The sequence below is a fragment of the Enterococcus phoeniculicola ATCC BAA-412 genome (assembly GCF_000407505.1).
GTDB classification, from domain to species: Bacteria; Bacillota; Bacilli; order Lactobacillales; family Enterococcaceae; genus Enterococcus_K; species Enterococcus_K phoeniculicola.
In genome coordinates this window covers 1,144,963-1,167,064 of the sequence record NZ_ASWE01000001.1, presented here as the reverse complement: position 1 = coordinate 1,167,064, position 22,102 = coordinate 1,144,963, and the positions used below count along the sequence as shown (strand labels likewise).

22 protein-coding genes are annotated in these 22,102 nt (G+C 37.3%); 1 reads left to right on the top strand and 21 read right to left on the bottom strand.

All coding sequences use genetic code 11. The annotated features are described in order from the left end of the window. Positions 1-42 precede the first annotated feature (42 nt). The 20 genes from lgt to I589_RS05270 form a co-directional block, all read right to left on the bottom strand. Positions 43-876 (bottom strand): prolipoprotein diacylglyceryl transferase, encoded by an 834-nt coding sequence (gene lgt / locus I589_RS05365; RefSeq protein WP_010769136.1) that lies wholly within the window; start codon positions 874-876, stop codon positions 43-45. An 11-nt stretch (positions 877-887) separates the two neighbouring features. Continuing rightward, complete coding sequence (hprK, locus tag I589_RS05360; RefSeq protein ID WP_010769137.1) at positions 888-1,823, bottom strand: HPr(Ser) kinase/phosphatase; 936 nt, start codon at positions 1,821-1,823, stop codon at positions 888-890. A gap of 119 nt (positions 1,824-1,942) precedes the next feature. Further along, positions 1,943-2,299 (bottom strand): phage holin family protein, encoded by a 357-nt coding sequence (locus I589_RS05355; protein WP_010769138.1) that lies wholly within the window; start codon positions 2,297-2,299, stop codon positions 1,943-1,945. Next, positions 2,299-2,607, bottom strand: coding sequence for a PspC domain-containing protein (locus tag I589_RS05350; protein ID WP_010769139.1), 309 nt, complete (start codon positions 2,605-2,607; stop codon positions 2,299-2,301). The genes I589_RS05355 and I589_RS05350 overlap by 1 nt, the downstream gene beginning before the upstream one ends. Before the next feature lie 121 nt (positions 2,608-2,728). After that, positions 2,729-4,336 carry a daptomycin-sensing surface protein LiaX gene (liaX, locus tag I589_RS05345; RefSeq protein WP_010769140.1) on the bottom strand — a complete coding sequence of 536 codons (1,608 nt, stop codon included), beginning with the start codon at positions 4,334-4,336 and terminating at the stop codon, positions 2,729-2,731. A 198-nt stretch (positions 4,337-4,534) separates the two neighbouring features. Then, complete coding sequence (gene phoU, locus I589_RS05340; protein WP_010769141.1) at positions 4,535-5,206, bottom strand: phosphate signaling complex protein PhoU; 672 nt, start codon at positions 5,204-5,206, stop codon at positions 4,535-4,537. Positions 5,207-5,216: 10 nt separating this feature from the next. Further along, complete coding sequence (gene pstB / locus I589_RS05335; protein WP_010769142.1) at positions 5,217-5,975, bottom strand: phosphate ABC transporter ATP-binding protein PstB; 759 nt, start codon at positions 5,973-5,975, stop codon at positions 5,217-5,219. A 45-nt stretch (positions 5,976-6,020) separates the two neighbouring features. Beyond that, entirely contained in the window at positions 6,021-6,827 is an 807-nt protein-coding gene (pstB, locus tag I589_RS05330; RefSeq protein WP_010769143.1) for a phosphate ABC transporter ATP-binding protein PstB, read from the bottom strand. Between the two features lie 12 nt (positions 6,828-6,839). Continuing rightward, complete coding sequence (pstA, locus tag I589_RS05325) at positions 6,840-7,724, bottom strand: phosphate ABC transporter permease PstA (RefSeq protein WP_010769144.1); 885 nt, start codon at positions 7,722-7,724, stop codon at positions 6,840-6,842. Then, a complete protein-coding gene (gene pstC / locus I589_RS05320) occupies positions 7,724-8,644 on the bottom strand; it encodes a phosphate ABC transporter permease subunit PstC (RefSeq protein WP_010769145.1) in 921 nt (306 codons plus the stop codon). Before pstC ends, pstA begins: the two co-directional genes overlap by 1 nt. A 130-nt stretch (positions 8,645-8,774) precedes the next feature. Then, the gene (locus tag I589_RS05315; protein WP_010769146.1) at positions 8,775-9,632 is read right to left on the bottom strand and encodes a phosphate ABC transporter substrate-binding protein PstS family protein; all 858 of its coding nucleotides are present in this window, start codon (positions 9,630-9,632) and stop codon (positions 8,775-8,777) included. A gap of 492 nt (positions 9,633-10,124) precedes the next feature. Then, positions 10,125-11,561 carry a cardiolipin synthase gene (gene cls / locus I589_RS05310; protein WP_034684702.1) on the bottom strand — a complete coding sequence of 479 codons (1,437 nt, stop codon included), beginning with the start codon at positions 11,559-11,561 and terminating at the stop codon, positions 10,125-10,127. A gap of 187 nt (positions 11,562-11,748) precedes the next feature. Further along, entirely contained in the window at positions 11,749-12,633 is an 885-nt protein-coding gene (ftsX, locus tag I589_RS05305; protein ID WP_010769148.1) for a permease-like cell division protein FtsX, read from the bottom strand. Next, positions 12,626-13,312 (bottom strand): cell division ATP-binding protein FtsE, encoded by a 687-nt coding sequence (gene ftsE, locus I589_RS05300; RefSeq protein WP_010769149.1) that lies wholly within the window; start codon positions 13,310-13,312, stop codon positions 12,626-12,628. The genes ftsX and ftsE overlap by 8 nt, the downstream gene beginning before the upstream one ends. Positions 13,313-13,416: 104 nt before the next feature. Continuing rightward, positions 13,417-14,533 (bottom strand): peptide chain release factor 2 gene (prfB, locus tag I589_RS05295; protein WP_139242906.1). Its coding sequence is split into 2 segments (ribosomal slippage): positions 13,417-14,460 and positions 14,462-14,533, totalling 1,116 coding nucleotides; the frame shifts between segments, so codons are not numbered across the junction. 193 nt (positions 14,534-14,726) lie between these two features. Further along, positions 14,727-17,264, bottom strand: coding sequence for a preprotein translocase subunit SecA (gene secA, locus I589_RS05290; protein WP_010769151.1), 2,538 nt, complete (start codon positions 17,262-17,264; stop codon positions 14,727-14,729). Between the two features lie 267 nt (positions 17,265-17,531). Further along, on the bottom strand, positions 17,532-18,086 hold the full coding sequence (hpf, locus tag I589_RS05285; protein ID WP_010769152.1) for a ribosome hibernation-promoting factor, HPF/YfiA family: 555 nt from the start codon (positions 18,084-18,086) through the stop codon (positions 17,532-17,534). Positions 18,087-18,229: 143 nt separating this feature from the next. After that, on the bottom strand, positions 18,230-18,910 hold the full coding sequence (locus tag I589_RS05280) for a ComF family protein (RefSeq protein WP_010769153.1): 681 nt from the start codon (positions 18,908-18,910) through the stop codon (positions 18,230-18,232). After that, a complete protein-coding gene (locus tag I589_RS05275) occupies positions 18,900-20,216 on the bottom strand; it encodes an ATP-dependent helicase ComFA (protein ID WP_010769154.1) in 1,317 nt (438 codons plus the stop codon). The genes I589_RS05280 and I589_RS05275 overlap by 11 nt, the downstream gene beginning before the upstream one ends. 61 nt (positions 20,217-20,277) lie before the next feature. After that, positions 20,278-20,574, bottom strand: a complete 297-nt coding sequence (locus I589_RS05270; protein WP_010769155.1) for a DUF7662 domain-containing protein — start codon at positions 20,572-20,574, stop codon at positions 20,278-20,280. A 115-nt stretch (positions 20,575-20,689) separates the two neighbouring features. Here I589_RS05270 and I589_RS05265 point away from each other — a divergent pair, with 115 nt between their 5' ends. Then, on the top strand, positions 20,690-21,322 hold the full coding sequence (locus tag I589_RS05265; RefSeq protein ID WP_010769156.1) for a YigZ family protein: 633 nt from the start codon (positions 20,690-20,692) through the stop codon (positions 21,320-21,322). 64 nt (positions 21,323-21,386) lie between these two features. Here the strand turns inward: I589_RS05265 and I589_RS05260 are convergent, their stop codons facing one another. Next, positions 21,387-22,094, bottom strand: coding sequence for a GntR family transcriptional regulator (locus tag I589_RS05260; RefSeq protein WP_010769157.1), 708 nt, complete (start codon positions 22,092-22,094; stop codon positions 21,387-21,389). Positions 22,095-22,102 lie beyond the last annotated feature (8 nt).

The following is a 22,102-nucleotide window of genomic DNA, read 5'->3' as shown; positions in this document are numbered from 1 at the left end:
TGTTTCCCTTGCTAGTTTACCATATCTGGCTAATCATTTCATTTAAAGTACATATTGATTGTCTCCAAGTGTACGATCGTAATCTTTTAGTTGCGTATCTTTTTTCCGACGCCAAACAACAAGCAATAGCGCACCTATAAATAATACAGCAGACAATGCTTGAGAGACACGGATATTTGCAAAAAGATACAGACTGTCCGTTCTCATTCCTTCAATAAAGAATCTACCGAAGCTATACCAGATGATATAACCAAGAAAGACTTCCCCTTGTTTTAATAAATGACTCTTCTTTCTCAACAGGATAAGTAAAATGAATCCTAAAATATTCCAAGTGGATTCATAGAGAAACGTTGGTTGACGAAAGGCGCCATCAATATACATATTCTCAATAATAAATTGAGGTAAATGCAAACTGTTTAGGAAAGCTTCTGTTGTTTTTCCACCGAAGGCTTCATGATTCATAAAGTTTCCCCATCGTCCAATTGCTTGGGCAAGAATCACACTTGGTGCAGCAATATCAAGAAATGTCCATAGAGAGATAAAATGATATTTGGTAAAAAAGTAGAGAGTTAACCCACCGGCAATTAGTCCGCCATAGATTGCTAATCCGCCAGAACGGATATTGAAAATCTGAATGGGGTCCTCTAAATAAGGTTGTAAATCAAATAAAACAAAGTATAAACGTGCACCAATAATGGCAATGGGTAATCCCCAGAGCATAAAGTCGGTTACATCGTCTTTTTTTAATCCCACACGAACGGCTTCTCGGCTACTTAACCACATGGCAATTGCAATACCTGAAACAATTAATAATGCATACCAATAGATTGGAAACCCTAAGAGGTCGAACGCAACACGGTCGATTTGTGCTAGCATACTAAAACTCCTTAATTTCCTGAATTTTCTTCAATTAGTTTCGTTAGTCGTTCTTCAAATGTTTTTGTTGCATCATAGCCCATCGTTTTGGCACGGAAATTCATCGCAGCAACTTCAATGATAATCGCTACGTTTCGTCCTGTTTTTACTGGAATCTTTATTTGAGGCACCTGTACTTCTGCAATTTCTACAGTGGTATCATCAGAGCCTAAGCGGTCATATTTTTTGTCTTTTTCCCAAGACTCTAAATAGACAGTTAGCTGAACCTGAGTAGAACCACGTACAGCACTCGCGCCAAATAAATTCATCACGTCAATAATACCAATTCCGCGAATTTCGATCAGATGCTGCAAAATTTTCGGAGGCTCTCCTACTACTGTCAACTCATCTTGCTGGTATACGTCTACACGATCATCAGCAATTAAGCGGTGTCCTCGTTTAATTAGTTCCAAAGCGGTTTCACTTTTCCCTATACCGCTGTCTCCTTGGATAAGAACGCCTAGACCATAAACATCGACTAAAACACCATGAACACTTGTGCGAGGTGCTAGACGCCCATCTAGATAGCTTGAAATCTCTCCTAACAAACGTGAAGTAGAGATTGGTGATCGAAGAACGGCAATATCATGTTCCTCAGCTGCTTGAATCATTTCCTTAGTAGCAGCCAAACCTCTAGAAATAATGAAGGCAGGCGTATCTGGACTACACATCCGTCTCATAACCATTAACCGTTCTTCAGGAGTCATCCGTTCTGCAAAGGAAGTTTCTTTACTTCCAAACAATTGCAAACGGTCATGAGAATAATAATTAAAATAACCAGTTAACTCTAAACCAGGTCGAGAAATATCACCGGTTACAATATCACGATCTAAGCTAGCTGCACTCCCCGTTACAACTTCAAGGGATAGCTTATCAACTAGCTGACTAACTTTGACAATCTCTGTCATCACAGTACCTCATTTCTTATAGTATTCCTGTTTTATTTTATCATTATCACGAACAAGTTACTAGAAAGAAATAACCTGAGCTGGATTTAGGAAAAATCCAAGCTCAGGTTATTAATACATCATTGATATTTTGACATGGTGTGCTCACTGACGATGGTATTTACCAAAGTCATGATGACTGCAACAAGAATGGCCGCTCCAAAGGAAGAAAACCCAAACTGTTCCACACCGACAAAAAACGAGGTTAGCTTTAAGATAATCGCATTGACGACAAAGCTAAATAATCCGAATGTTAACAATGTAAAAGGTAAAGATAAGATGGTTAAAACCGGTTTTACCAACATGTTCAGTAGGGAAAGTACAAAGCTTGCAATAATCGCTGTTGGAATTCCTTCTACGTGAATCATGTTAGGAAATAAGACTGCTAATGAGATAAATGTCAACGTGTTTACAACCAGTCGTTGGAAATAAGTCATTAGAAATCACTCCAGTCGTCCTCATCAATTTTATCTGCTTGTTTTCGAGGTGCATTTGTTGTATCTCGATAGTTGTTGCTTTGGTAATAAGGATTTTCGTGTCCATAGCTTTGAGCTTGCTTACGACCTGAAGGGATGATTAACGCCATGATAATATATAAAATTATGGGACTCCCGATTAAGAACATACTCAATGCAACATAGATAACACGGATAATTGTTGGATCAATGCCAAGATATTCGGCAATACCTGCTAATGTACCTGTTAGGACAACATTCCTATTTGATTTTGTTAATTTCTTTTTCAATGTTATTCACCTCTATCCCTTCAAATTTTTCACTAGAGTCTATATTATAGAACTTTTTCTTCTTATTTTCCAATAACGATGGGTACAGAAATCGTTTCTGCACCCACCTCTGTTCAGAAACTTATTTATCAGTATCTTTTAAGTAGATACTTCCAGTTGTCGTAGATAAACTTACTTGTGCCATTGCTTCATCAGAGACACGGCGGAATTGAAGCATTTGATTTGTGCGTTCTTTCTTTTCACGAACCACTTCATATTCGGTCATTCGACTATTGATTCGACCAAGACTTGTCTTTGCGTAACCATCTACACCTAGTTCAAGCGGCAAAGCTACTTTGACATTTCCATTCACTGAGCTAGCTTCAATTTTGTGTAAATCAAGATTTTTAGCTGTTACGCGAACATCTCCATTTACCAATGATACTGCTAAGTTTTGTGGCGCATCTTCAATAGTTACATTCCCATTGACTGTTTCAATGATAGAGTCAAGCACTTCACTTGAACGAACATCAATATTCCCGTTCACTCCTTCAATTTCAAGCATAGTAGCTTTCACTTGATTAAATAGAATATTTCCATTCGTTGATTTTGTGTAAATATCTTTGGCATCAAGCACTTCAATCGTGATATTTCCGTTTAAAAGCTTGATAGATACATGGTCATAGGTGCGAGCTGGCAAGTAGAACACAAGGTCTGCACGAATCCGTTTATTTGGGATTTGGAATGAAATACGGTCATCATCTACTTCAATTTGGCTTCGTTGCTCAAATGCTGCAAATGGTGTCTCAGCATCCATTTTTCCATAAAGACGGATTTTTGCTTCGACTTTCACATCTTCTTTCTCCCATGTTTTGAATTGGACATTCCCATTCGCAACTTTTACGTCTAGAATGCTTGCTTGAGGTGCTTCATAATAAAATTCATGGTCAAATTTTGTGGTAGCAATCCCTGGAACCCGCAAGCTGACATCTTTCCATTCCATATTGTCATTTACTGACTCAGAAACGGTTTGGAAAGTCTGTTTTAAGAATTTTCCTAATTGTGAACCTGCTTCTGCCATTTTTTCGCCAACTTGATTAATCGTGTCAGTTGCTTGATCTTTCCAATCATCTGGAATATCAAATTTTGAACCAATAGATTCTTTTGTTTCAGACCATTGATTTTTGCGAATATTTTTAAGTTCAGCTTCTAGAGTTAATTTTTCTTCTAGTAGCCCATCCAAAGAATCTTCTAAACCAGTAAGTTCTTCTTGTAGTGCACTTCTTGAAGAAAGCTCTTCCTCTGTCAAGTTTCCTAATTCTTCCTTGGTATCCAATTGCATTAGTTGTTCTTGTGTTTCTTTAATTTCTGTGCGAACACCTTGAATCTCTGCGTTTACTTCATCTAGCTCAACGGATGTTTTGTTTGCTTCAGTTGCTAAATCATCAAGAATTTTTTCAAGGTTTTCTTTATCTTCATTTTCTTTATCTTTAAAATTTGGAGTTGGCTCTTCTACTTCTTGACCATTTTCTAATGCATCAATCAGGTCGCTAACCTGATCATTTTCTTCTTCTGAAGAATGCTTTTCTTTGTCTGTCAGGTCTTTATTTGTGGAAGACACCTTGTCCGCCGCCTGTTCAATATGTTTTTCGTCTTTTGCAGTTGCCATACTTTCAAGTAAATCCAATGCTTCCTCAGTGGAGAGCACACCTTTTTTTACTAAGTCTAAAATACGTTCTCTTTCTTTCATGGAAATTGCCTCCTTGAGCAAATTTATTTTGCAAGGTTTTCCTTACATGCTTATTATGCCTTTTTTTGAGAAGAATGTCATAGGACTTTAGTTGTAACTTTTTCTCTATCTCAGGTTGAAGATTTCTTTTTTTAGAAAAAAGACTTGTTTTAGCAAACAAAATATCTGCCAAAACAAGTCTTTACCTATATAAATAGATTATTCATCATGGTTTGTGTTTAACTCAGTAATTTTTCCAGTTGCCAAGTAAACAATCCACTCACAGATATTTGTTACATAATCAGCAATACGTTCCAAGTAGGTTGCTACGTGGAGATAATCTGTTCCACTGACAACCGTTTCAGGATGGTTTTCCATATTTTTGATAGAGCTGTTATAAATTTGATTAAAGTATTCATTGACTCGCTGATCCATATTTGCAATTGTACGAGCATCTTTTTCATCGGTTTTTACATAGGCAACCAAAACATTATCAACCATTTTTTTTACATAATCAGACATATCAGAAATTTCTTTTTCAATTTCTGGTATGCGGGTTTCCCCTTTGACACGAATCGTTGATTTTGCAATAGAAACTGCATGGTCAGCCATTCTTTCTAAGTCAGAACTTGCTTTCATGACCGTAATAATCATTCGTAAATCTGTTGTTACGGGTTGTTGTAAGGCAATCATCTCAAAACTCTTTTTTTCTAGACGTACTTCCATATCATTGATTGCTACATCGTTATCAATCACTTCTTTTGCTAATGTCTTATCGTGTTTAATGTAAGAACGAACAGACTTATGAACGGCACTGCTGACCATCATACCCATCTCATAAAATTGATTATGAAGGTTTAAAAGTTCTTCTTCAAATTGTGTACGTAACATCGTTTCCCTCCTATCCGAATTTACCAGAAATATAATCTTCTGTTTCTTTTTTCTCTGGTTGTAAAAAGATTTTCTTTGTATCATTGAATTCAATTAAATGGCCGTCAAGGAAAAAGGCAGTTTTGTCAGAAATACGAGAGGCTTGAGACATATTATGCGTCACCATAATCATAGTGTAGCGTTCTCGCAGCTCAAGCAGCATACTTTCTATTTTTCCTGTAGAAATTGGATCTAGGGCGCTCGTAGGCTCATCAAGTAAAATGATTTCTGGATTCACAGCTAATACACGTGCAATACACACTCGTTGTTGCTGTCCGCCAGATAGGGAAAGTGCGCTTTTGTGGAGTTTATCCTTCACATCATCCCAAACAGAAGCAGCTTTTAGGCTTTCCTCCACGACTTGATCGAGCGTTTGTTTATCTTTTTCACCTTTTAATTTCAGACCATAAATGACATTCTCATAAATCGAAAATGGGAATGGATTTGGTTGCTGAAACACCATGCCGATTTCTTTTCGAAGCTCTACAGTATCTGTTTTAGGACTGTAGATATCTTTTCCTTTGTACATTACGCTTCCTGTGATTGTCACACCAGGAATCAGATCGTTCATTCGATTTAATGAGCGAAGATACGTAGATTTTCCACAACCAGAAGGACCAATCATTGCAGTGATTTGCCCTTTTTCAATGCTCATATCAATTCCCTTAAGCGCTTCTTTCTTTCCATAATACAGGTGTAAGTCTTTTGATACGATGATTTCGTTTGTCATCTGTGAACCTCCATTTTAGCATTCCTGTGTTCTCAAAGCAAAAGCTTATCCAAAATGTCCAGAAACATAATCTTCGGTAGCTTGAACTTTCGGACGAGTAAAGATTTTTCGGGTCTCATCGTACTCTATGACTTTCCCTAAATAGAAGAATGCAGTGTAATCACTAATACGAGCCGCCTGTTGCATATTATGAGTAACGATAATGATTGTATAATCTTCTTTTAAGTTTACGAGCGTTTCTTCAACGGTCCCTGTAGAGATTGGGTCTAAAGCACTTGCCGGCTCATCTAAAAGTAAAATATCAGGCTTCATTGCAATTGCACGAGCAATACATAATCGTTGCTGTTGTCCACCGGATAAAGCAAGTGCGCTTTTGTCTAGTGAATCTTTTACCTGATCCCAAAGAGCGGCTTGTTTTAAACTGGTCTCAACTAATTCATCGAGTTTCTTTTTATTTTTTTCTCCATGTTGCTTCAGAGCAAACGTAATATTTTCATAAATAGATTTACTAAATGGATTGGGACGCTGAAAAACCATGCCCACACGCTTTCTCATTTCGTAAACATCCACTTCTTTTGAGTTGATATTTACGTCTTTATACATGATTTCCCCAGTTACCTTCGTGTTGGCAATTCCGTCATTCATTCGGTTTAGTGAGCGAAGATACGTAGATTTTCCACAGCCAGAAGGACCGATAAGGGAAGTAATTTTATTTTTTTCAAATTCCATTCCCACACCTTTTATCGCTTCATTATCGCCATACCACACATGTAAGTCATTTGTGTAAAGCGCAATATTTTGTTTGTCAGGTATTGAAATGATATTTGTATCATTTAAGTCATATTCTTTCATACGATCGTCTCCTTAAGCTGAGGTCATCTTTTTGTGCAGACGTTTCCCAATGGCACGTGCGCCAAAGTTGAAAAGCAGAACAGCGATAATTAAAACGGCTGAAGCTCCCGCTGATACCGCAGCACCATCTGGCATTGTTCCTTCTGTATTGATTTTCCAAATATGAACAGCTAGGGTTTCAGCCTGTCGGAAAATACTGATTGGACTAGATACACTTAACGGATTCCAATTTGTAAAATCTAATGCAGGAGCACTTTGACCTGCCGTGTAAATTAATGCAGCTGCTTCACCGAAAATTCTACCCGAACTTAAGATGACTCCTGTCAAAATCCCAGGTAAGGCTTCTGGAACCACTACTTTTGTCACGGTTTCCCAACGAGATAATCCAAGAGCCAATCCTGCTTCACGTTGTGTATAATGAACGGCTTGTAAAGATTCTTCCACGTTTCTAGTAAGAAGCGGCAAGTTAAAGAGTGTCAACGCAAGTGCACCCGAAATAATTGAAAAACCATATTGAAACTGAATAACAAAGATTAAGAAACCAAACAGTCCGACAACTACAGAAGGTAGCGAACTTAGGATTTCAATTGACGTACGAATAATATCTGTCACCCAATTTTTTGGTGCATATTCAGAAAGATAAATTCCTGCGCCTAAAGAAATAGGGAAGCTGATAATCATCGTAATTAAGAGCAGATACAAGGAATTAAATAATTGTATCCCAATTCCTCCGCCTACTTGGTAAGCTTTAGAGGGCTCTGTCAAGAAAGACCAGGAAATGTGCGGAACTCCGCGAACTAATATATACAGCAACAAGGCGGCTAAAATTAATACGATAATACCTGATACCGCATAGAGTACACCAGTAGCAATTTTGTCTGACCGTTTTGCATCCATTATTTAAGCGCCCCTTTCTTACCAATCATTCGAATCACAATGTTGAAGAAGAGTGACATTAACAATAAGATAAGTGCAAGTGACCATAGAACGTTGTTTTCAACGGTTCCCATAATCGTATTTCCAATCCCCATTGTTAATATAGAAGTCAGGGTAGATGCAGGCGTTGTTAAACTAGAAGGCATGAGTGCTGCATTCCCGATAACCATCTGAATGGCAAGTGCTTCACCAAATGCTCGTGCCATACCAAAGACTACCGCAGTTAAAATTCCCGGAACAGCTGCACGCAAAACAACTTTATAAATTGTTTGCCAGCGAGTAGCTCCTAAAGCTAAAGAAGCTTCTCGATAATATCTAGGTACAGATTTTAATGCATCTACTGTCATGGTTGTGACTGTAGGTAAAATCATAATAAACAGGACAAATGTTCCTGCTAAAATACCAAAGCCTGTTCCGCCAAAAAATGAGCGAACAGCAGGAACGATAACAGATAAACCAATAAATCCATAAACGACTGATGGAATGCCCACAAGCAGTTCAATGACTGGCTGTAGAATCTTTGTTCCATTTTTTGGCGATATTTCTGTCATAAAGACGGCTGCCCCAATGGCAAAAGGTGTTGCAACAATAGCAGATAAGAAGGTTACAATAAATGAACCTGCAATCATAGGTAAAGCACCAACCATTGGTTTTCCATCTGGACCCAGCTGACTAGGATTCCAGTCTGAACCGAATAAAAAATCAAAAACATTGATTTTATCAACGAAAAATGTTGCTAATCCTTTACTAGCAACAAAGAAAAAGATTGAAATAACGACTAATACAATTAAGGCAATACAGAGAAAACTTATGAGTTTTCCTCTTTGCTCCATACGAGCTCGTTTTGATTTGGTTAATAACACTTTTTTTACATCTTCCAAGCTAGTTCCCCCTCTAAACGTTCAACTATGAGATATAGTTGCATACGTTACTTAGTTTACTGTTAGAACATCAATTTGGTTTTAACTTCATGTAAAGGTTTTGTGTAGTTTGTAAATTTTGTGTAAAGATTTATTTTTCAACTAGCTTTCCTTGCCAATCACGCTCTACTTGCATTTTTGAAACAGGGATATAACCTAATTCTCCAACTATTTTTTCTTGAATATCCTCTGAAAGAATATAGTCTAAGAATTCTTTTGTTAAGTCAGCGGGTTCTCCTTTGGTGTACATATGCTCATATGCCCAAATCTTCCAAGCATTCGTTGTCACATTCTCATCAGTGGGTGCAATATTATCAACTGTCAGAGTGGCTACATCCTCGTTGATATATGAAAAAGCTGTGTAACTGATGGCTCCCGGGGTATCTGCAACGATTTGTCGGACCATCCCACTAGAATCTTGCTCTTGGGATTTAATCGCTGTTTCTCCGTCAAGCACCCATTTTTCAAAGGTGCTGCGTGTTCCGCTTCCTGCTGCACGATTCAATATAACGATTGCTTGATCTGCCCCTCCAAGCTCTTTCCAGTTCGTTACCTCACCTAAGAATACTTTTCTCAAGTCATCCAAAGAGATGTTCTTGATGCCGATATTTTTATTTACTATTGGGGCAATTCCAACAACTGCTACTTTGTGATCGACGAGCTTATCTGCATCAATCCCATTTTTTTCTTCGGCAAATAAATCTGAGTTTCCTATTTCAACTGCTCCTGACTGCACTTGGCTAAGTCCAGTTCCACTTCCTCCACCCTGTACATTAATAAATTTTCCAGGATTATTTGTTTGAAAGTCCTCTGCGACGGTTTCTACCAAGGGCTGTAAGGCAGAAGAGCCCACGGCAGTGACAGATTCTCCTCGGTCAATCCACTTGGCACATCCTGATAATAAAAGCAGTGATCCAAACAAAGCAAAAATGATTCGATTTTTTTTCATGAATAAACTCCTTTGAGAAAGATAAAAACAAGTATAGTTTACCATTATATTTACAGATTGAAAATCAATAGTCAATTATGAATAACAAATAAATATAAAATTTGTTGCTTTTTTTGACGGAAATACTATCTCGAAAGTTTTGTATGTGCTATACTATTCTTGAAATGCGTCTCTATAAAAGAACATTCTAGTCGCTACTTATCTATTGATTTCCCCAAAATCATAGATTCCCCAAAGGTATCTGAATAGAATTGTTTCTGGACGGTTTCATCATTTCTTCGACATTCCCCATATGTTTGCTGAAATGATCATCCCTTTTGAAAGTACATGGTCCTAGGACCATGTACTTTCTTTTTTTCTTATAAGATAATAATCTACAGAAATGCTTTATTTATTTTTTTGCATAAAGAAAAAAATAAATAAACATTTACGTTCTATAATAAATAACCCAGTCCTCTGCGAAGAAGACTGGGATTTCTTTTTATCTAGTTATTAGAGCAGTGGCGAAATTAAACGTGCCATGCCTTCTTTAAATTTAATAATGACACCTCGATGCTCATACCGTTCTATAGTTAGTAAAGCAGAAACCTTTGAATCATTGTAAAATTCTTTGCGAATCTCTTCAGCGAGTTGTTCATCATAGATAAGTGCATTTACCTCAAAATCTAATCGGAAGGATCGAACGTCAATATTGGCTGAGCCAACAGAAACGATTCCTCCGTCTATAATCATTGTCTTTGCATGAATAAATCCATTTTCATAAGTTTCGATAATAGCACCATAATCAAGTAGCTCCGCGGCAAAAGAATACGTCGCCCAATAAACTAGCATGTGATCAGGCTTATTAGGAATTTGAATGTGTACCTTTACACCAGACAATAATGCGAGTTTTAATGCTTCATGAATTGATTCATCTGGAATATAATACGGTGTTTGAATTAAAATTTCTTTTTTTGCTGTTGAAATCATTTTTAAATAGGTCATTTTAATTTGCTCATGTTCTGAATCCGGACCACTAGTAACAATTTGCATCGCTTTGTCACCATCTGAAACGATTGTTGGAAAATAATTTTTGGCATAGCTGACTTCTTTTGTATGCTGTGAATTCCAATCCATAAGAAATCTGTTTTGTAGGGCATACACCGCCTCTCCATGGATACGTAAATGATTATCTCGCCAATAGCCAAATCGTTCAACGAGACCAAGGTATTCATTTCCTACGTTGAATCCGCCGGTATAGCCTATTTCTCCGTCAATAACCACAATCTTTCTGTGATTACGATAGTTAATTCGCGGGTTTAGATATGGGACAAACAGTGGGAAAAAGAATGCGACCTCTCCACCTAATTTTTTTAACTCATCAAAAAAGCTTAGTGATACCTGAGTAGAGCCCCATGCGTCTAGAAGGACGCGAACTTTTACCCCGCGCTTTGCGGCATCTATGAGTGCATCTCGAACTTCAATACCTAAACTATCACTACGATAAATGTAATATTGTAAATGAATATGATCTTGTGCATGATGAATATCCTTTATAAGTGCATTGAACTTTTCGCGACCATCTGTATAAAGCTTTAGACGATTTTTTGTTGTATATAAAGAGCTTTCAAAAACAGTTAGCATATAAATTAATTGCTTTGGATCCGCCTCTCCTGTTGGTGGATGCGGGTATAGACCACGCATTAATGCTGCTCTTTCTTGCTCAATTTCAATATTCATTCCTAGCTTGGCTTGCATTTTCAAATCGAATATTTTATCTTTTGAAATTCCACGTCCAAAGAAAATATAAAGAATAAATCCTAAAACGGGAATAAACATCAATACCATCAACCACGCCCAAGTTTGAGCCGTCTGTCTTCGTTCGCGAAAGACAATGACCAATGAAAGCAAGATATTTGCGATAATCAAAATGGTAGTAACATTACTCATAATAAACTGCACAAACCCAACCCCCTTAATATACTCCTTTTCAAGCATAACGAAGTTGAAATTAGAAGTAAAGAAAAAAAGAGGGTGAGATATAACTAATTAAGTTATACTCCACCCTCTTAAAATTTTAATAAAAATCGGATACAGAGGGAACGCATCTGTCCCTGACTCTTTATTAAATACTTTGTTAAACTTTGAGGAATCTACGCATTGAAATTACAGACCCCAATGAACCGATAATTACACCAATTCCAACAAGAAGCAAATCAATTTGCCAGATAAAATCTTCTGGTTTTAATAATGAATAATTAGAACGCAGGAGCATCGGATTTGTCAATCCATAAACAGCTTGATAACCAAATGTTAAAATCAAGATGGGAACGATTGCCCCGATTAGTCCAATCCATCCACCTTCCAAGAAGAATGGCCAACGAATATAGCCGTTTTTGGCTCCTACTAAACGCATAATTTGAATTTCACGTTTACGTGAAAGAATCGTGATACGAATAGTGTTAGAAATTAAGAACATAGCAACAAAGATAAGTAATGCCGCAGCTCCTAATCCCCAGGTTCTCACAGCGTTAGCAATTTTCATAATTTTATCTGATGAATCGCCACCGTAATCTGCTTTAAAAACTGTCGGTAACTTTGCAGCTTCTGCAGAAACAGATTTCGTATAAGAAGGATCTGTCGTGCTTAATACAAAAGTATCATAAAGCGGGTTACTGTCTCCTTCAAAAAGGTTCCATGCATCTCCCATAGCACTTTGAATTTTTTTCAATTCAGCGTCTTTACTAGAAAATTTGACACTTTCAACGTTTTTCAATTTGACAAGCTTTGCTTCAAGCTGATCAATTTCATCCTGTTTTGTTCCTACGTCAATAAAAACAGAAACATTTACGTTATTTTCAATATCAGTTGCTAACTTTGTCGCATTCATGATAACTGCTAAGAAGATTCCTACTAATGTCAATGTGATGGTTACCGCACTGACGGAAGCCACAGTCATCCAACCGTTACGTTTTAAACTTTTAATACTCTCTAATAAATGGCGGAAAAAAGTTCTAATCATCGTATCCGTATTCCCCTTCCGCTTGATCTCGAATAATTCGACCATTTTCAATAGCAATCACGCGGTGACGAATCGTATTTACGATGTTACTGTTATGCGTCGCCATGACAACGGTGGTTCCTTGGCCATTAATTCGATCCAATAATTTCATAATTTCCCAAGAATTATCAGGATCAAGATTTCCTGTAGGCTCATCTGCAATGAGAACTTTAGGTGTGTTTACGATTGATCGTGCAATCGAAACACGTTGTTGTTCTCCCCCAGATAATTCGCTTGGAAATACGCGAACTTTGTGTTTTAAACCAACAAGATCTAATACTTCCATTACACGTTTTTTAATTTCTCTAGGTTTTCTTCCTACCACTTGCATAGCATAAGCAACATTTTCGTAAACTGTCTTTTTAGGTAATAATTTATAATCCTGAAAGACAATTCCGATATCGCGGCGCAGATAAGGGACTTCGCGATTTTTTATGTTTAGCAAATCGTGTCCAGCAACATTTAAGACTCCTTTTGTTGCTTTTTCTTCACGATACATTAATTTGATAAACGTTGATTTTCCGGCACCAGAAGGGCCCACGACGTATACAAATTCACCTTGATCAATATTGACCGAGATATTTCGGATGGCAGTTGTCCCATTCGGGTACTTTTTCATTACATCCTTCATTTCAATCATGGCTATCTCTCCATATCTATTTAATTCAATCGTAAGTAATTATAACACGTAAACATTGCAACTATCTTTCAACAGTTTACAATTATATTTCATTTCAGTAAATTCTAACGTATATCATTCTTATTTAAACGCATTTTAAGATAGGCATCGATAAAATGATCTAAATCTCCATCCATTACTGCTTGAACATTCCCAGTTTCATAGTCCGTTCGATGATCTTTGACCATAGAATATGGATGGAAAACATAGGAGCGAATTTGTGACCCCCAGCCGATTTCCATTTGCTCCCCTTTTAAAGCAGCTGCTTCTTGCTCTTTTCGTTCAATTTCGAGTTGATAAAGTTTTGCTTTAAGCATTCCCATAGCCTGTTCTCTATTTTTTAACTGAGAACGTTGGGCTTGGCTTGCAACCACAGTTCCTGTGGGAATATGTGTGATACGTACAGCTGATTCTGTTTTATTAATATGCTGTCCTCCAGCACCACTTGCACGATACGTGTCAATTTTTAAATCATCAGAATTTATCTCTATTTCAATCGTGTCATCTAATTCAGGCATCACGTCTACAGAACAAAAGGAAGTATGTCGACGATTTGCGGAGTCAAATGGAGAGATGCGTACGAGTCTGTGTACACCCTTCTCTGATTTTAGATAGCCATAAGCATTGTGTCCTTTTATAAGCAAGGTAACACTTTTTATTCCCGCTTCATCACCTGCTTGATAATCAAGAGTCTCAACTTGATATCCGTGCTGTTCTGCCCAACGTGTATACATGCGAAGAAGCATGCTTCCCCAATCCTGTGATTCTGTTCCGCCAGCACCTGGATGAAGCTCTAAAATAGCATTGTTTCGGTCATAAGGTTCATCTAAAAGCATGGCTAACTCATAAGTTGACAATTTCTCGTCTAATTCGCTAATTCGAAGTTCCAGCTCTTTTTGCAAATCAGGATCAAACTCTTCTTGTTGCATCTCTGCCATAACCGACAATTCTTCCCATTCTTCTGAGAGCTTATTAAATTGATCAAAGGTTTCTTTGTTTGCATTGTTTTCATTAATTATTTTCTGGGCTTGCGCGCTATTATCCCAAAAACCTGGTTCAGCCATTTGATGTTCAGCTTCTGCAATATCTTCTTCTAGCTGATCTAAGTCAAAGAGACCTCCTAAAGCTTGTGATTTTTTGTTCCATAGACTCAAGTAAATTACGAATTTCAGCAATTTCCATTTCTATTCCTTCTTTCTTTTTTGCCACCCAGGTTGTTTTGAGCGGCTGACTAATTATTTTCTTCACTTTATTGCTTGGCAACCAATCTATCCACTTGAAAAATTTCTTTACCATTAAGCTAGCAAAGAAACTGAGGCAAAACTCAAAAGAATTTTGCCTCAGCGAGTAGGTTCGTGTTGACTGAGATAGGAAACTATTCAGCATTTTTTCCATGACAATTTTTGAATTTTTTTCCACTTCCACAAGGACATGGATCATTTCTTCCTACTTTTGTCACTTGAACAGGTTTCTTTTTGTCGCTTGTATTACTTTGTGCTTGTGCATCGGCAGGCTCTTCTTGATAGTTTGCTTCCCCACGAGCGACTTGTTCACGCTCAACGTTCTGACGGATTTCTGCTTTCATGAAGAGACGAGTCACTTCATATTCAATAGCACCAATCATGTCCTCAAACATTTTATATCCTTCAGTTTGATATTCTACAAGAGGATTGTTTTGTCCATAAGCACGCAAGCCAACTGATTGACGAAGTTGGTCCATTGCATCGATATGGTCTGTCCATTTTGTATCAACAACACGCAGGATAACGACTTTTTGGAATTCTAGTAATTGTTCAGCGCCATTTAAATGACCTGATTTTACTTCCATGACTTCTTTTGCACGGTCGTAGAGGTTGGCTTTAATTTCGTCTGGCGATTTATTTTCTAAATCTGTGACAGAAATAGAGTCTTCATGGACAAGTGCACTTGCAGCAAAGTCAACAATTCCTCCAAGATTCCAATTTTCTTTTTCAAGCTGTGTATGCGCATCAACTACGCGATCAATTGTTCGTTTAACCATGTTCATTAATGGTTCTGTTAAGTCATTTTCTTCCATGATGACCGCTAGACGCTGTTTGTAGATAACTTCACGCTGTTCGCGCATAACGTCATCGTACTGCAAGACATTTTTACGTGTATCATAGTTATTTCCTTCTACTCGTTTTTGAGCAGATTCTACTTGTTTGCTGAGCATCTTACTTTGGATAACGGCATCTTCTTCATCAATCTTCATACGGTCTAAGAAAGCTTTGATACGTTCAGAACCAAAACGTTTCATTAAATCATCTTCTAATGAAAGATAGAATTGAGAAACACCGGGATCCCCTTGTCGTCCTGCACGCCCACGTAACTGATTATCAATACGTCGAGATTCATGACGTTCCGTACCAATAACAGCTAAACCGCCAAGTTCAACAACACCTAATCCGAGCTTAATATCTGTTCCACGTCCAGCCATGTTTGTTGCGATAGTTACCGCCCCTTTTTGACCTGCGTTCATGATAATTTCCGCTTCTTTAAAGTGATTTTTTGCATTCAATACTTCATGAGGTACTTTTTCTTTATTTAACATATCAGATAACAGCTCAGAAGTTTCAACTGCTACGGTACCTACAAGGATTGGCTGTCCTTTACGATAACGTTCTTTAATATCTTGGACAACTGCATGGAATTTACTTTGTAATGTTGGATACAGCAAATCTGCACGGTCATCACGAATGATTGGCTTATTCGTTGGAATTTGGAACACTTGAATGTTGTAGATTTCACGAAACTCTTCTTCTTCTGTCTTAGCAGTACCAGTCATCCCAGCAAGTTTTTTGTACATACGGAAATAGTTCTGGAAAGTGATGGTAGCCATCGTTTTTGTTTCATCTTCGATTTCTACGCCTTCTTTTGCTTCAATTGCTTGGTGTAAGCCATCAGAGTAACGACGTCCGTCCATGATACGACCTGTAAATTGGTCAACAATTAAAACTTTTCCTTCTTGAACCACATAGTCAATGTCGCGAATCATGATAAAGTTTGCGCGTAATGCTTGGTCCATATGGTGAGTTAATGCTGTATTTTCAATATCATACAGGTTTTCTAAGTTAAATGTTTGTTCTGCTTTTTCAATACCAACTTCAGTTAAGCTGATTGTTTTTGATTGAATATCGATTTTGTAATCTTCTTCTTCTTTTAATCGTTTTACAAAATTATCTGTACGAGTATAAAGTGCTGTAGATTTTTCTGCTTGTCCAGAAATAATCAATGGCGTTCTAGCTTCATCAATTAAGATAGAGTCAACTTCATCGACGATTGCGTAATTTAATGGGCGTTGTACCATTTGGCTGCGATAAACAACCATATTGTCTCTTAGGTAATCAAAGCCTAGTTCATTATTTGTACTATACGTAATATCACAGTTATAGGCTGCGCGTTTTTCTTCTGAAGATTTTGAGTTGATGTTTAAACCAACAGACAACCCTAAGAAATTATACAATTCGCCCATTTCTGTTGAGTCACGAGTTGCTAAATATTCGTTTACAGTGACTACGTGTACGCCCTCACCAGTTAATGCATTTAGGTATACAGGCATTGTTGCTGTTAAGGTTTTTCCTTCACCTGTTCTCATTTCAGGAATATTTCCGTCATGTAAGACAATCCCACCCATTAATTGAACACGGTATGGATATAAGCCAAGAACACGTTTTGCTGCTTCACGAACCACTGCAAAAGCTTCAGGTAATAGTTTATCTAATGTTTCTCCACCTTGATAACGTGATTTGAATTCTTCTGTTTTCGCTGTCAACTGCTCATCAGTTAAGGCAGCCATTTCATCGGCATGGGACTCTATTTGCTTAGCAATTCCTTCTAGCCGTTTGATTTCTTTTTTATCATTTTCAATTATTTTTTTTAAAAGATTGGCCATTCGTTTTTTCTTCTCCTTTTATTTCACTTCTTTTATTATAATACACCAAAGTGTAAATTCTCCCGTATATTCTATCATTTCTTGCGTATAAATGAAATAACTTAGTGAGAAATACACACGAACTTTGACACATTCTAGTTTATTATGTACTTTTTTTCATCAAAAAGATAGCTTTTTATCAATAAAACAACAGAAATTAACATATATTAAAAATAAAAACTGAGTCATAACAAAAGTTACGACTCAGCCCTTTTCGTTTTGTAATGATTAATCAGTTTCAATCAATCCATATTTGCCATCTTTACGACGGTAAACAATACTTGTTCCATTTGTTTCTGAATCTTCAAAAATGAAGAAGTTATGACCTAACATATTCATTTGAAGTACAGCTTCTTCACTATCCATAGGTTTTAGTGATAAGCGTTTTGTACGAACGATATCTAATTCAGACTCATTTTCTTCGTCACCGTTACTTTCGTTAAAGAAAGTAGCTGCAGCTGCAGGATTGACTGCAGTTTCACGAGACTTACGGTTAATTTTTGTTTTAAATTTGCGGATTTGGCGCTCTAGTTTATCAACAACCAAATCAATACTTGCGTATAAATCTGGTGAAGTTTCTTCTGCGCGTAAAACAAGATAAGGAAGCGGAATAGTCACTTCAACTTTAGCTGTTTTTTCAGTGTAAACTTTTAGATTTACATGAGCTGTTGCTTCAGGTGCTTCGCTAAAGTAGCGTTCTAACTTGCCGACTTTCTTCTCTACATAGTCGCGAATAGCGTCTGTCACTTCGATATTTTCTCCACGGACATTATATCTAAACATAAAAATTACCCCTTTCGTCTACCACATGAAAAGAAGGAAAAGGACCACTCTTTCTACCTTCTTTATACTCTTATTATATCGAACTTCAAGCTATTTGCAAACTAAATCGCTATCATTTTAAAAGAAATTAAACCGTTTTATTTTCATCGGGCAAGAGTCAAGGTTTCCAGTCTTTTGGGTGATGCAGACAAGAGGATTTCAGCTGCATGAAAAAGTGTTCTGCCAGTTGTGTAGACATCATCAACTAGTAATATAGAGCGATTGGTTATCTGTTTTTTTTCTGTAGCTAAAGTATACGGCTGCGGCATTAACAGACGAGCTTTCCGGTTTTTATCTGACTGCGGAGCAAGCTCTATTCTTTTTAGTAGCTGTATTGACGTTATTTCTGCAGCTTCCAGTATCCCCTCCACTTGATTAAATCCTCTTTTTTCTATACGTACAAAAGAGAGCGGCAACGGACAGATGACGAATCGTTTAAAGGGCTTCAAGGCTTTTTTTAGTGTGTGTGCGAATGTGTATCTTAACTGATAATCACCAGAAAATTTATAACTGGAAATCCATTCTTTGAAATTTGTATCGTATTCATAGAGTGCGTGATTTTTAAACTTGTACTCTGGATAAGCTGATTGCCAAAAAGAACAGTCTTGACACAGTCCTTTATGATTTGGCCTTCCACAACCTGTACAAGAGGTGAAAGCATCTATCCTCTGGAAGAGGTTTGAGCAGACAGAGCAAAGACCAAATTTAGGTATGGGCGTTAAACCTAAAAGCTCTGCTAAGGTTAAGTTTCTGATTATCGGCTGTTTGCAATAACTACAATTCATCAATTAGTCCTCTTTTCATAGCTAGCTGGTTATTTTGCTTAATTTCTTTTCTAGCGAATTTCATTTCAGAGGTCTGTTCATCATAAATGAGATAAACCTTTCCAAAATTATAGTCTCCTTTTCGATCGACACGTCCAGCGATTTGAACAAGCGTGGATTTTGTAAATACTGGATGATTTGCACCTAATACGATGACGGATACGTGTTCAAAAGTAACACCTCGTTCTAAGATAGTCGTACACAAAAAAAGTCGAAATTGGTGATTTCGCATTTCCTCCACTTTTTCTTTTCTTCGTTTATCGGATGCATGAACACGCTCAATAAGTAAATCTGGCCGTTCTTTTTTCAGATGAAGAAACAGCTTTTTCATCAAAGAGATACTTGGGCAAAAAAGTAAAACATCATTATCAGCAATTAGTTGATGAATCACCAGTAGTAGTTTTTTTAATTTCTTTCCTGTTTGACAACGCTTGTACCACTGATTCCACCAAATGAGCTCAGGCTCAGGAAGTTTTCGCCGATGAAATCTTGCAGGTAGCTGGCTGATAAAGAAAGTTTTTTGAATGTCTTTTAAAAGTTTTTGAGGAGGAGTAGCTGTTAAATACGTTAAGCAAGACTTCTTTTTTATTGACTGGCTAACTGCAAAATGTAACTTTGGATCTCCCTGGAAGGGAAAAGAATCTACTTCATCAACTATTAAAAAGTCAAAGGCTTGATAAAACCGCAGCAGCTGATGTGTTGTACAAATAACCAACGATGTATAGCTGTAGGCAGTCTGATTTTCTCCGTAAAGCAAAGAAATCTTTTCTTCTGGAAAAACTGCTTGTAAGCGCGGATAAAGCTCTAAACAGACGTCTACACGAGGAGAAACCAGGGCTACACGTTGCCCCTCTTGTAAAGCTTTATGAATACCAGCAAACAGCATTTCTGTTTTTCCTGCTCCTGTAACAGCCCAAATCAAATGTGGTCTTTTTTTCTCTATGCTTTGAGAGAGATCTTCAGAAATTTCCTTTTGAGCAGACGTTAACTTTCCGTGCCATTCCATTCGTACCGGTCTCTTTTTTACTGGCGGCTCTGCTTGATGAATAAGCTGAAGACGGGTATCCAACCGACCCATTTCTATGCAAGAGGGACAATAAAAAGCACCAGTAGGAAGCATTGCAAATTCTTTTTTTGTTTTTGTATTACATCTCATACAATGGATAACTGTATTGTGCTCAATTACAGCGGGGAAAAGACAAAAATCTTCTGTTAACTTGTCAAAATGGATTGTATAAGGAAGTCTCCTTCCTAAAAGCTCGTTCATAAAAAAATCACCTCAAAAGAAATATACGCAAAATGGACGTTTCTTTTTTGAGGTGATCGATTTATTTAAATGAATGAGAAAACCAATTCGATTTTACTAACTGATTAAAAACAACATATTCTTTTTGAAGATTGACTTGAACAACTTCGTAGCCTGCGTTTAGCCAACCATACGCCCCTTTTTCTGGATGACGATAGTCATTTGCCCACCAATCTGTTTCGTTACGTGCAGTTTTTGGTAAGCCGGAATGAGGAAAAAGCAGCTCGTCAAATTGAGTAAATGTGAGTGTAACCTGTGATCCGCCATTATCTCGTAAATAATCGGTAATTGTATCGTATTTTTTTGCTCGCTCCTTCATGGCTGTTCCTCCATCCTTTTCTACTATTATCCCACAAAATAAAAATGGTGCAAACAATTACAAAGTTGAAAGTTGGATTCTTTTTTCCTATACTAAAAATACGAGAGGTGAAGTCATGAACCAATATTTTACAATTAAGGAAGATTATCAAACTGAGATTGAAATCAAAAAGTCCCGCTTTATCTGCTTTTTAAAACGAATTGAAAATGAGGAGCAAGCAAAATCCTTCATTCAAGAAATAAAAAAAGAACATTGGAAAGCTAATCATAGTTGTAGTGCATTTGTACTTGGAGAAAAGAATGCGATTCAAAGAAGTAGCGATGATGGTGAACCTAGTGGTACAGCAGGTGTTCCTATGCTTGAGGTGTTAAAAAAGAAGGAAGTAATCAATGTTTTGGCAGTAGTGACTCGTTATTTTGGAGGAACTAAGCTAGGGGCAGGCGGTCTTATCCGTGCCTATTCTGGTGCTGTTGCGCAGGCTATGGATGAAGTTGGAATTGTTCGTGGCGTTCGACAAAAAGAAGTGATGATTCAAGTGAGTTACCCATTGTTGGGGAAAATCCAAAACTACTTAGAATTAAATCATTATGTAACCAAAGATACATTATATACTGACGCTGTAACGGTTATTGCCATGGTAGATGAAGAGCAGCTTCCTATTTTTAAAGAGACTGTAACCGATCTTTTAAATGGTCAGGTTACCTTTACAGAAGGAGCTATGCTTTATGTAGAGACATTGGTTTCTTGAGATAATTCGTTTAAACAAAAAGAATGATCTGCGTTTTCTCAAACTGAGAGGCGCAGATCATTTTTTATTTTTCTAGGTAAAATTCAAATCGGTTTCCAACATATTGTGTACGTACATATTCAAACGGCACGCCATCTTCAAAGTATGAAATTTGTCGCAGACGTAAGATTGCTTCGCCTCGTTTAATTTCTAAATATTCTGAAATCCGTTCAGAAGCAAGCATAGCTGAAATGGTTTGATTCGCTCGTCCCACTTTTTTTCCGCCTTTTTCTTCGAGTGTTCGATAAAAAGAATCTGTAATTTCTGCCTTGCTGAATTTTTCAACAAGTTTGTTTGGTATGCTAGCTACTTCGAAACAAATGGGGACACCGTCAGCATAACGGATACGTTCCATTCGTAAAATAGAGTCATTTTTGGATAAATTTAATTTGTCCATCTCACTAGAGCTTGGTGAGGTGATGAAATAAGAAACAGTTTTGCTAGAGGGGACTCGGTTTTGAGATTCCATAATTTCTGTGAAGCTTGTAGTTCCTGTCATTTTTTCTTGTACTTTTTCTCTGGCTACATATGTACCGGAGCCAATTTTCCGTTCCAAAATCCCTTCATCTGACAGTGTTTGAATTGCTTGGCGTAAAGTCATGCGGCTAACACCAAATTTTACAGACAGCTCTCGTTCAGAAGGAAGACGATCTCCAATTTTCCACACACCGTTTTCAATTTCTTCTTTTAATTGATCATGTATTTGTATATACACCGGTAAACTTCCAGGCATCTAGGTCT

What these genes read in the sequence shown, in the direction of transcription:
- pstB (WP_010769143.1), bottom strand. Translation starts at nt 6,827, where the DNA reads ATGAAAGAATATGACTTAAATGATACAAATATCATTTCAATACCTGAC.
- hpf (WP_010769152.1), bottom strand. Translation starts at nt 18,086, where the DNA reads ATGTTTAGATATAATGTCCGTGGAGAAAATATCGAAGTGACAGACGCT.
- I589_RS05265 (WP_010769156.1), top strand. Translation starts at nt 20,690, where the DNA reads ATGAACCAATATTTTACAATTAAGGAAGATTATCAAACTGAGATTGAA.
- liaX (WP_010769140.1), bottom strand. Translation starts at nt 4,336, where the DNA reads ATGAAAGAAAGAGAACGTATTTTAGACTTAGTAAAAAAAGGTGTGCTC.
- I589_RS05275 (WP_010769154.1), bottom strand. Translation starts at nt 20,216, where the DNA reads ATGAACGAGCTTTTAGGAAGGAGACTTCCTTATACAATCCATTTTGAC.
- secA (WP_010769151.1), bottom strand. Translation starts at nt 17,264, where the DNA reads ATGGCCAATCTTTTAAAAAAAATAATTGAAAATGATAAAAAAGAAATC.
- lgt (WP_010769136.1), bottom strand. Translation starts at nt 876, where the DNA reads ATGCTAGCACAAATCGACCGTGTTGCGTTCGACCTCTTAGGGTTTCCA.
- ftsE (WP_010769149.1), bottom strand. Translation starts at nt 13,312, where the DNA reads ATGATTGAAATGAAGGATGTAATGAAAAAGTACCCGAATGGGACAACT.
- cls (WP_034684702.1), bottom strand. Translation starts at nt 11,561, where the DNA reads ATGAGTAATGTTACTACCATTTTGATTATCGCAAATATCTTGCTTTCA.
- I589_RS05270 (WP_010769155.1), bottom strand. Translation starts at nt 20,574, where the DNA reads ATGAAGGAGCGAGCAAAAAAATACGATACAATTACCGATTATTTACGA.
- pstB (WP_010769142.1), bottom strand. Translation starts at nt 5,975, where the DNA reads ATGACAAACGAAATCATCGTATCAAAAGACTTACACCTGTATTATGGA.
- I589_RS05280 (WP_010769153.1), bottom strand. Translation starts at nt 18,910, where the DNA reads ATGAATTGTAGTTATTGCAAACAGCCGATAATCAGAAACTTAACCTTA.
- pstA (WP_010769144.1), bottom strand. Translation starts at nt 7,724, where the DNA reads ATGGATGCAAAACGGTCAGACAAAATTGCTACTGGTGTACTCTATGCG.
- hprK (WP_010769137.1), bottom strand. Translation starts at nt 1,823, where the DNA reads ATGACAGAGATTGTCAAAGTTAGTCAGCTAGTTGATAAGCTATCCCTT.
- I589_RS05260 (WP_010769157.1), bottom strand. Translation starts at nt 22,094, where the DNA reads ATGCCTGGAAGTTTACCGGTGTATATACAAATACATGATCAATTAAAA.
- I589_RS05355 (WP_010769138.1), bottom strand. Translation starts at nt 2,299, where the DNA reads ATGACTTATTTCCAACGACTGGTTGTAAACACGTTGACATTTATCTCA.
- I589_RS05315 (WP_010769146.1), bottom strand. Translation starts at nt 9,632, where the DNA reads ATGAAAAAAAATCGAATCATTTTTGCTTTGTTTGGATCACTGCTTTTA.
- phoU (WP_010769141.1), bottom strand. Translation starts at nt 5,206, where the DNA reads ATGTTACGTACACAATTTGAAGAAGAACTTTTAAACCTTCATAATCAA.
- ftsX (WP_010769148.1), bottom strand. Translation starts at nt 12,633, where the DNA reads ATGATTAGAACTTTTTTCCGCCATTTATTAGAGAGTATTAAAAGTTTA.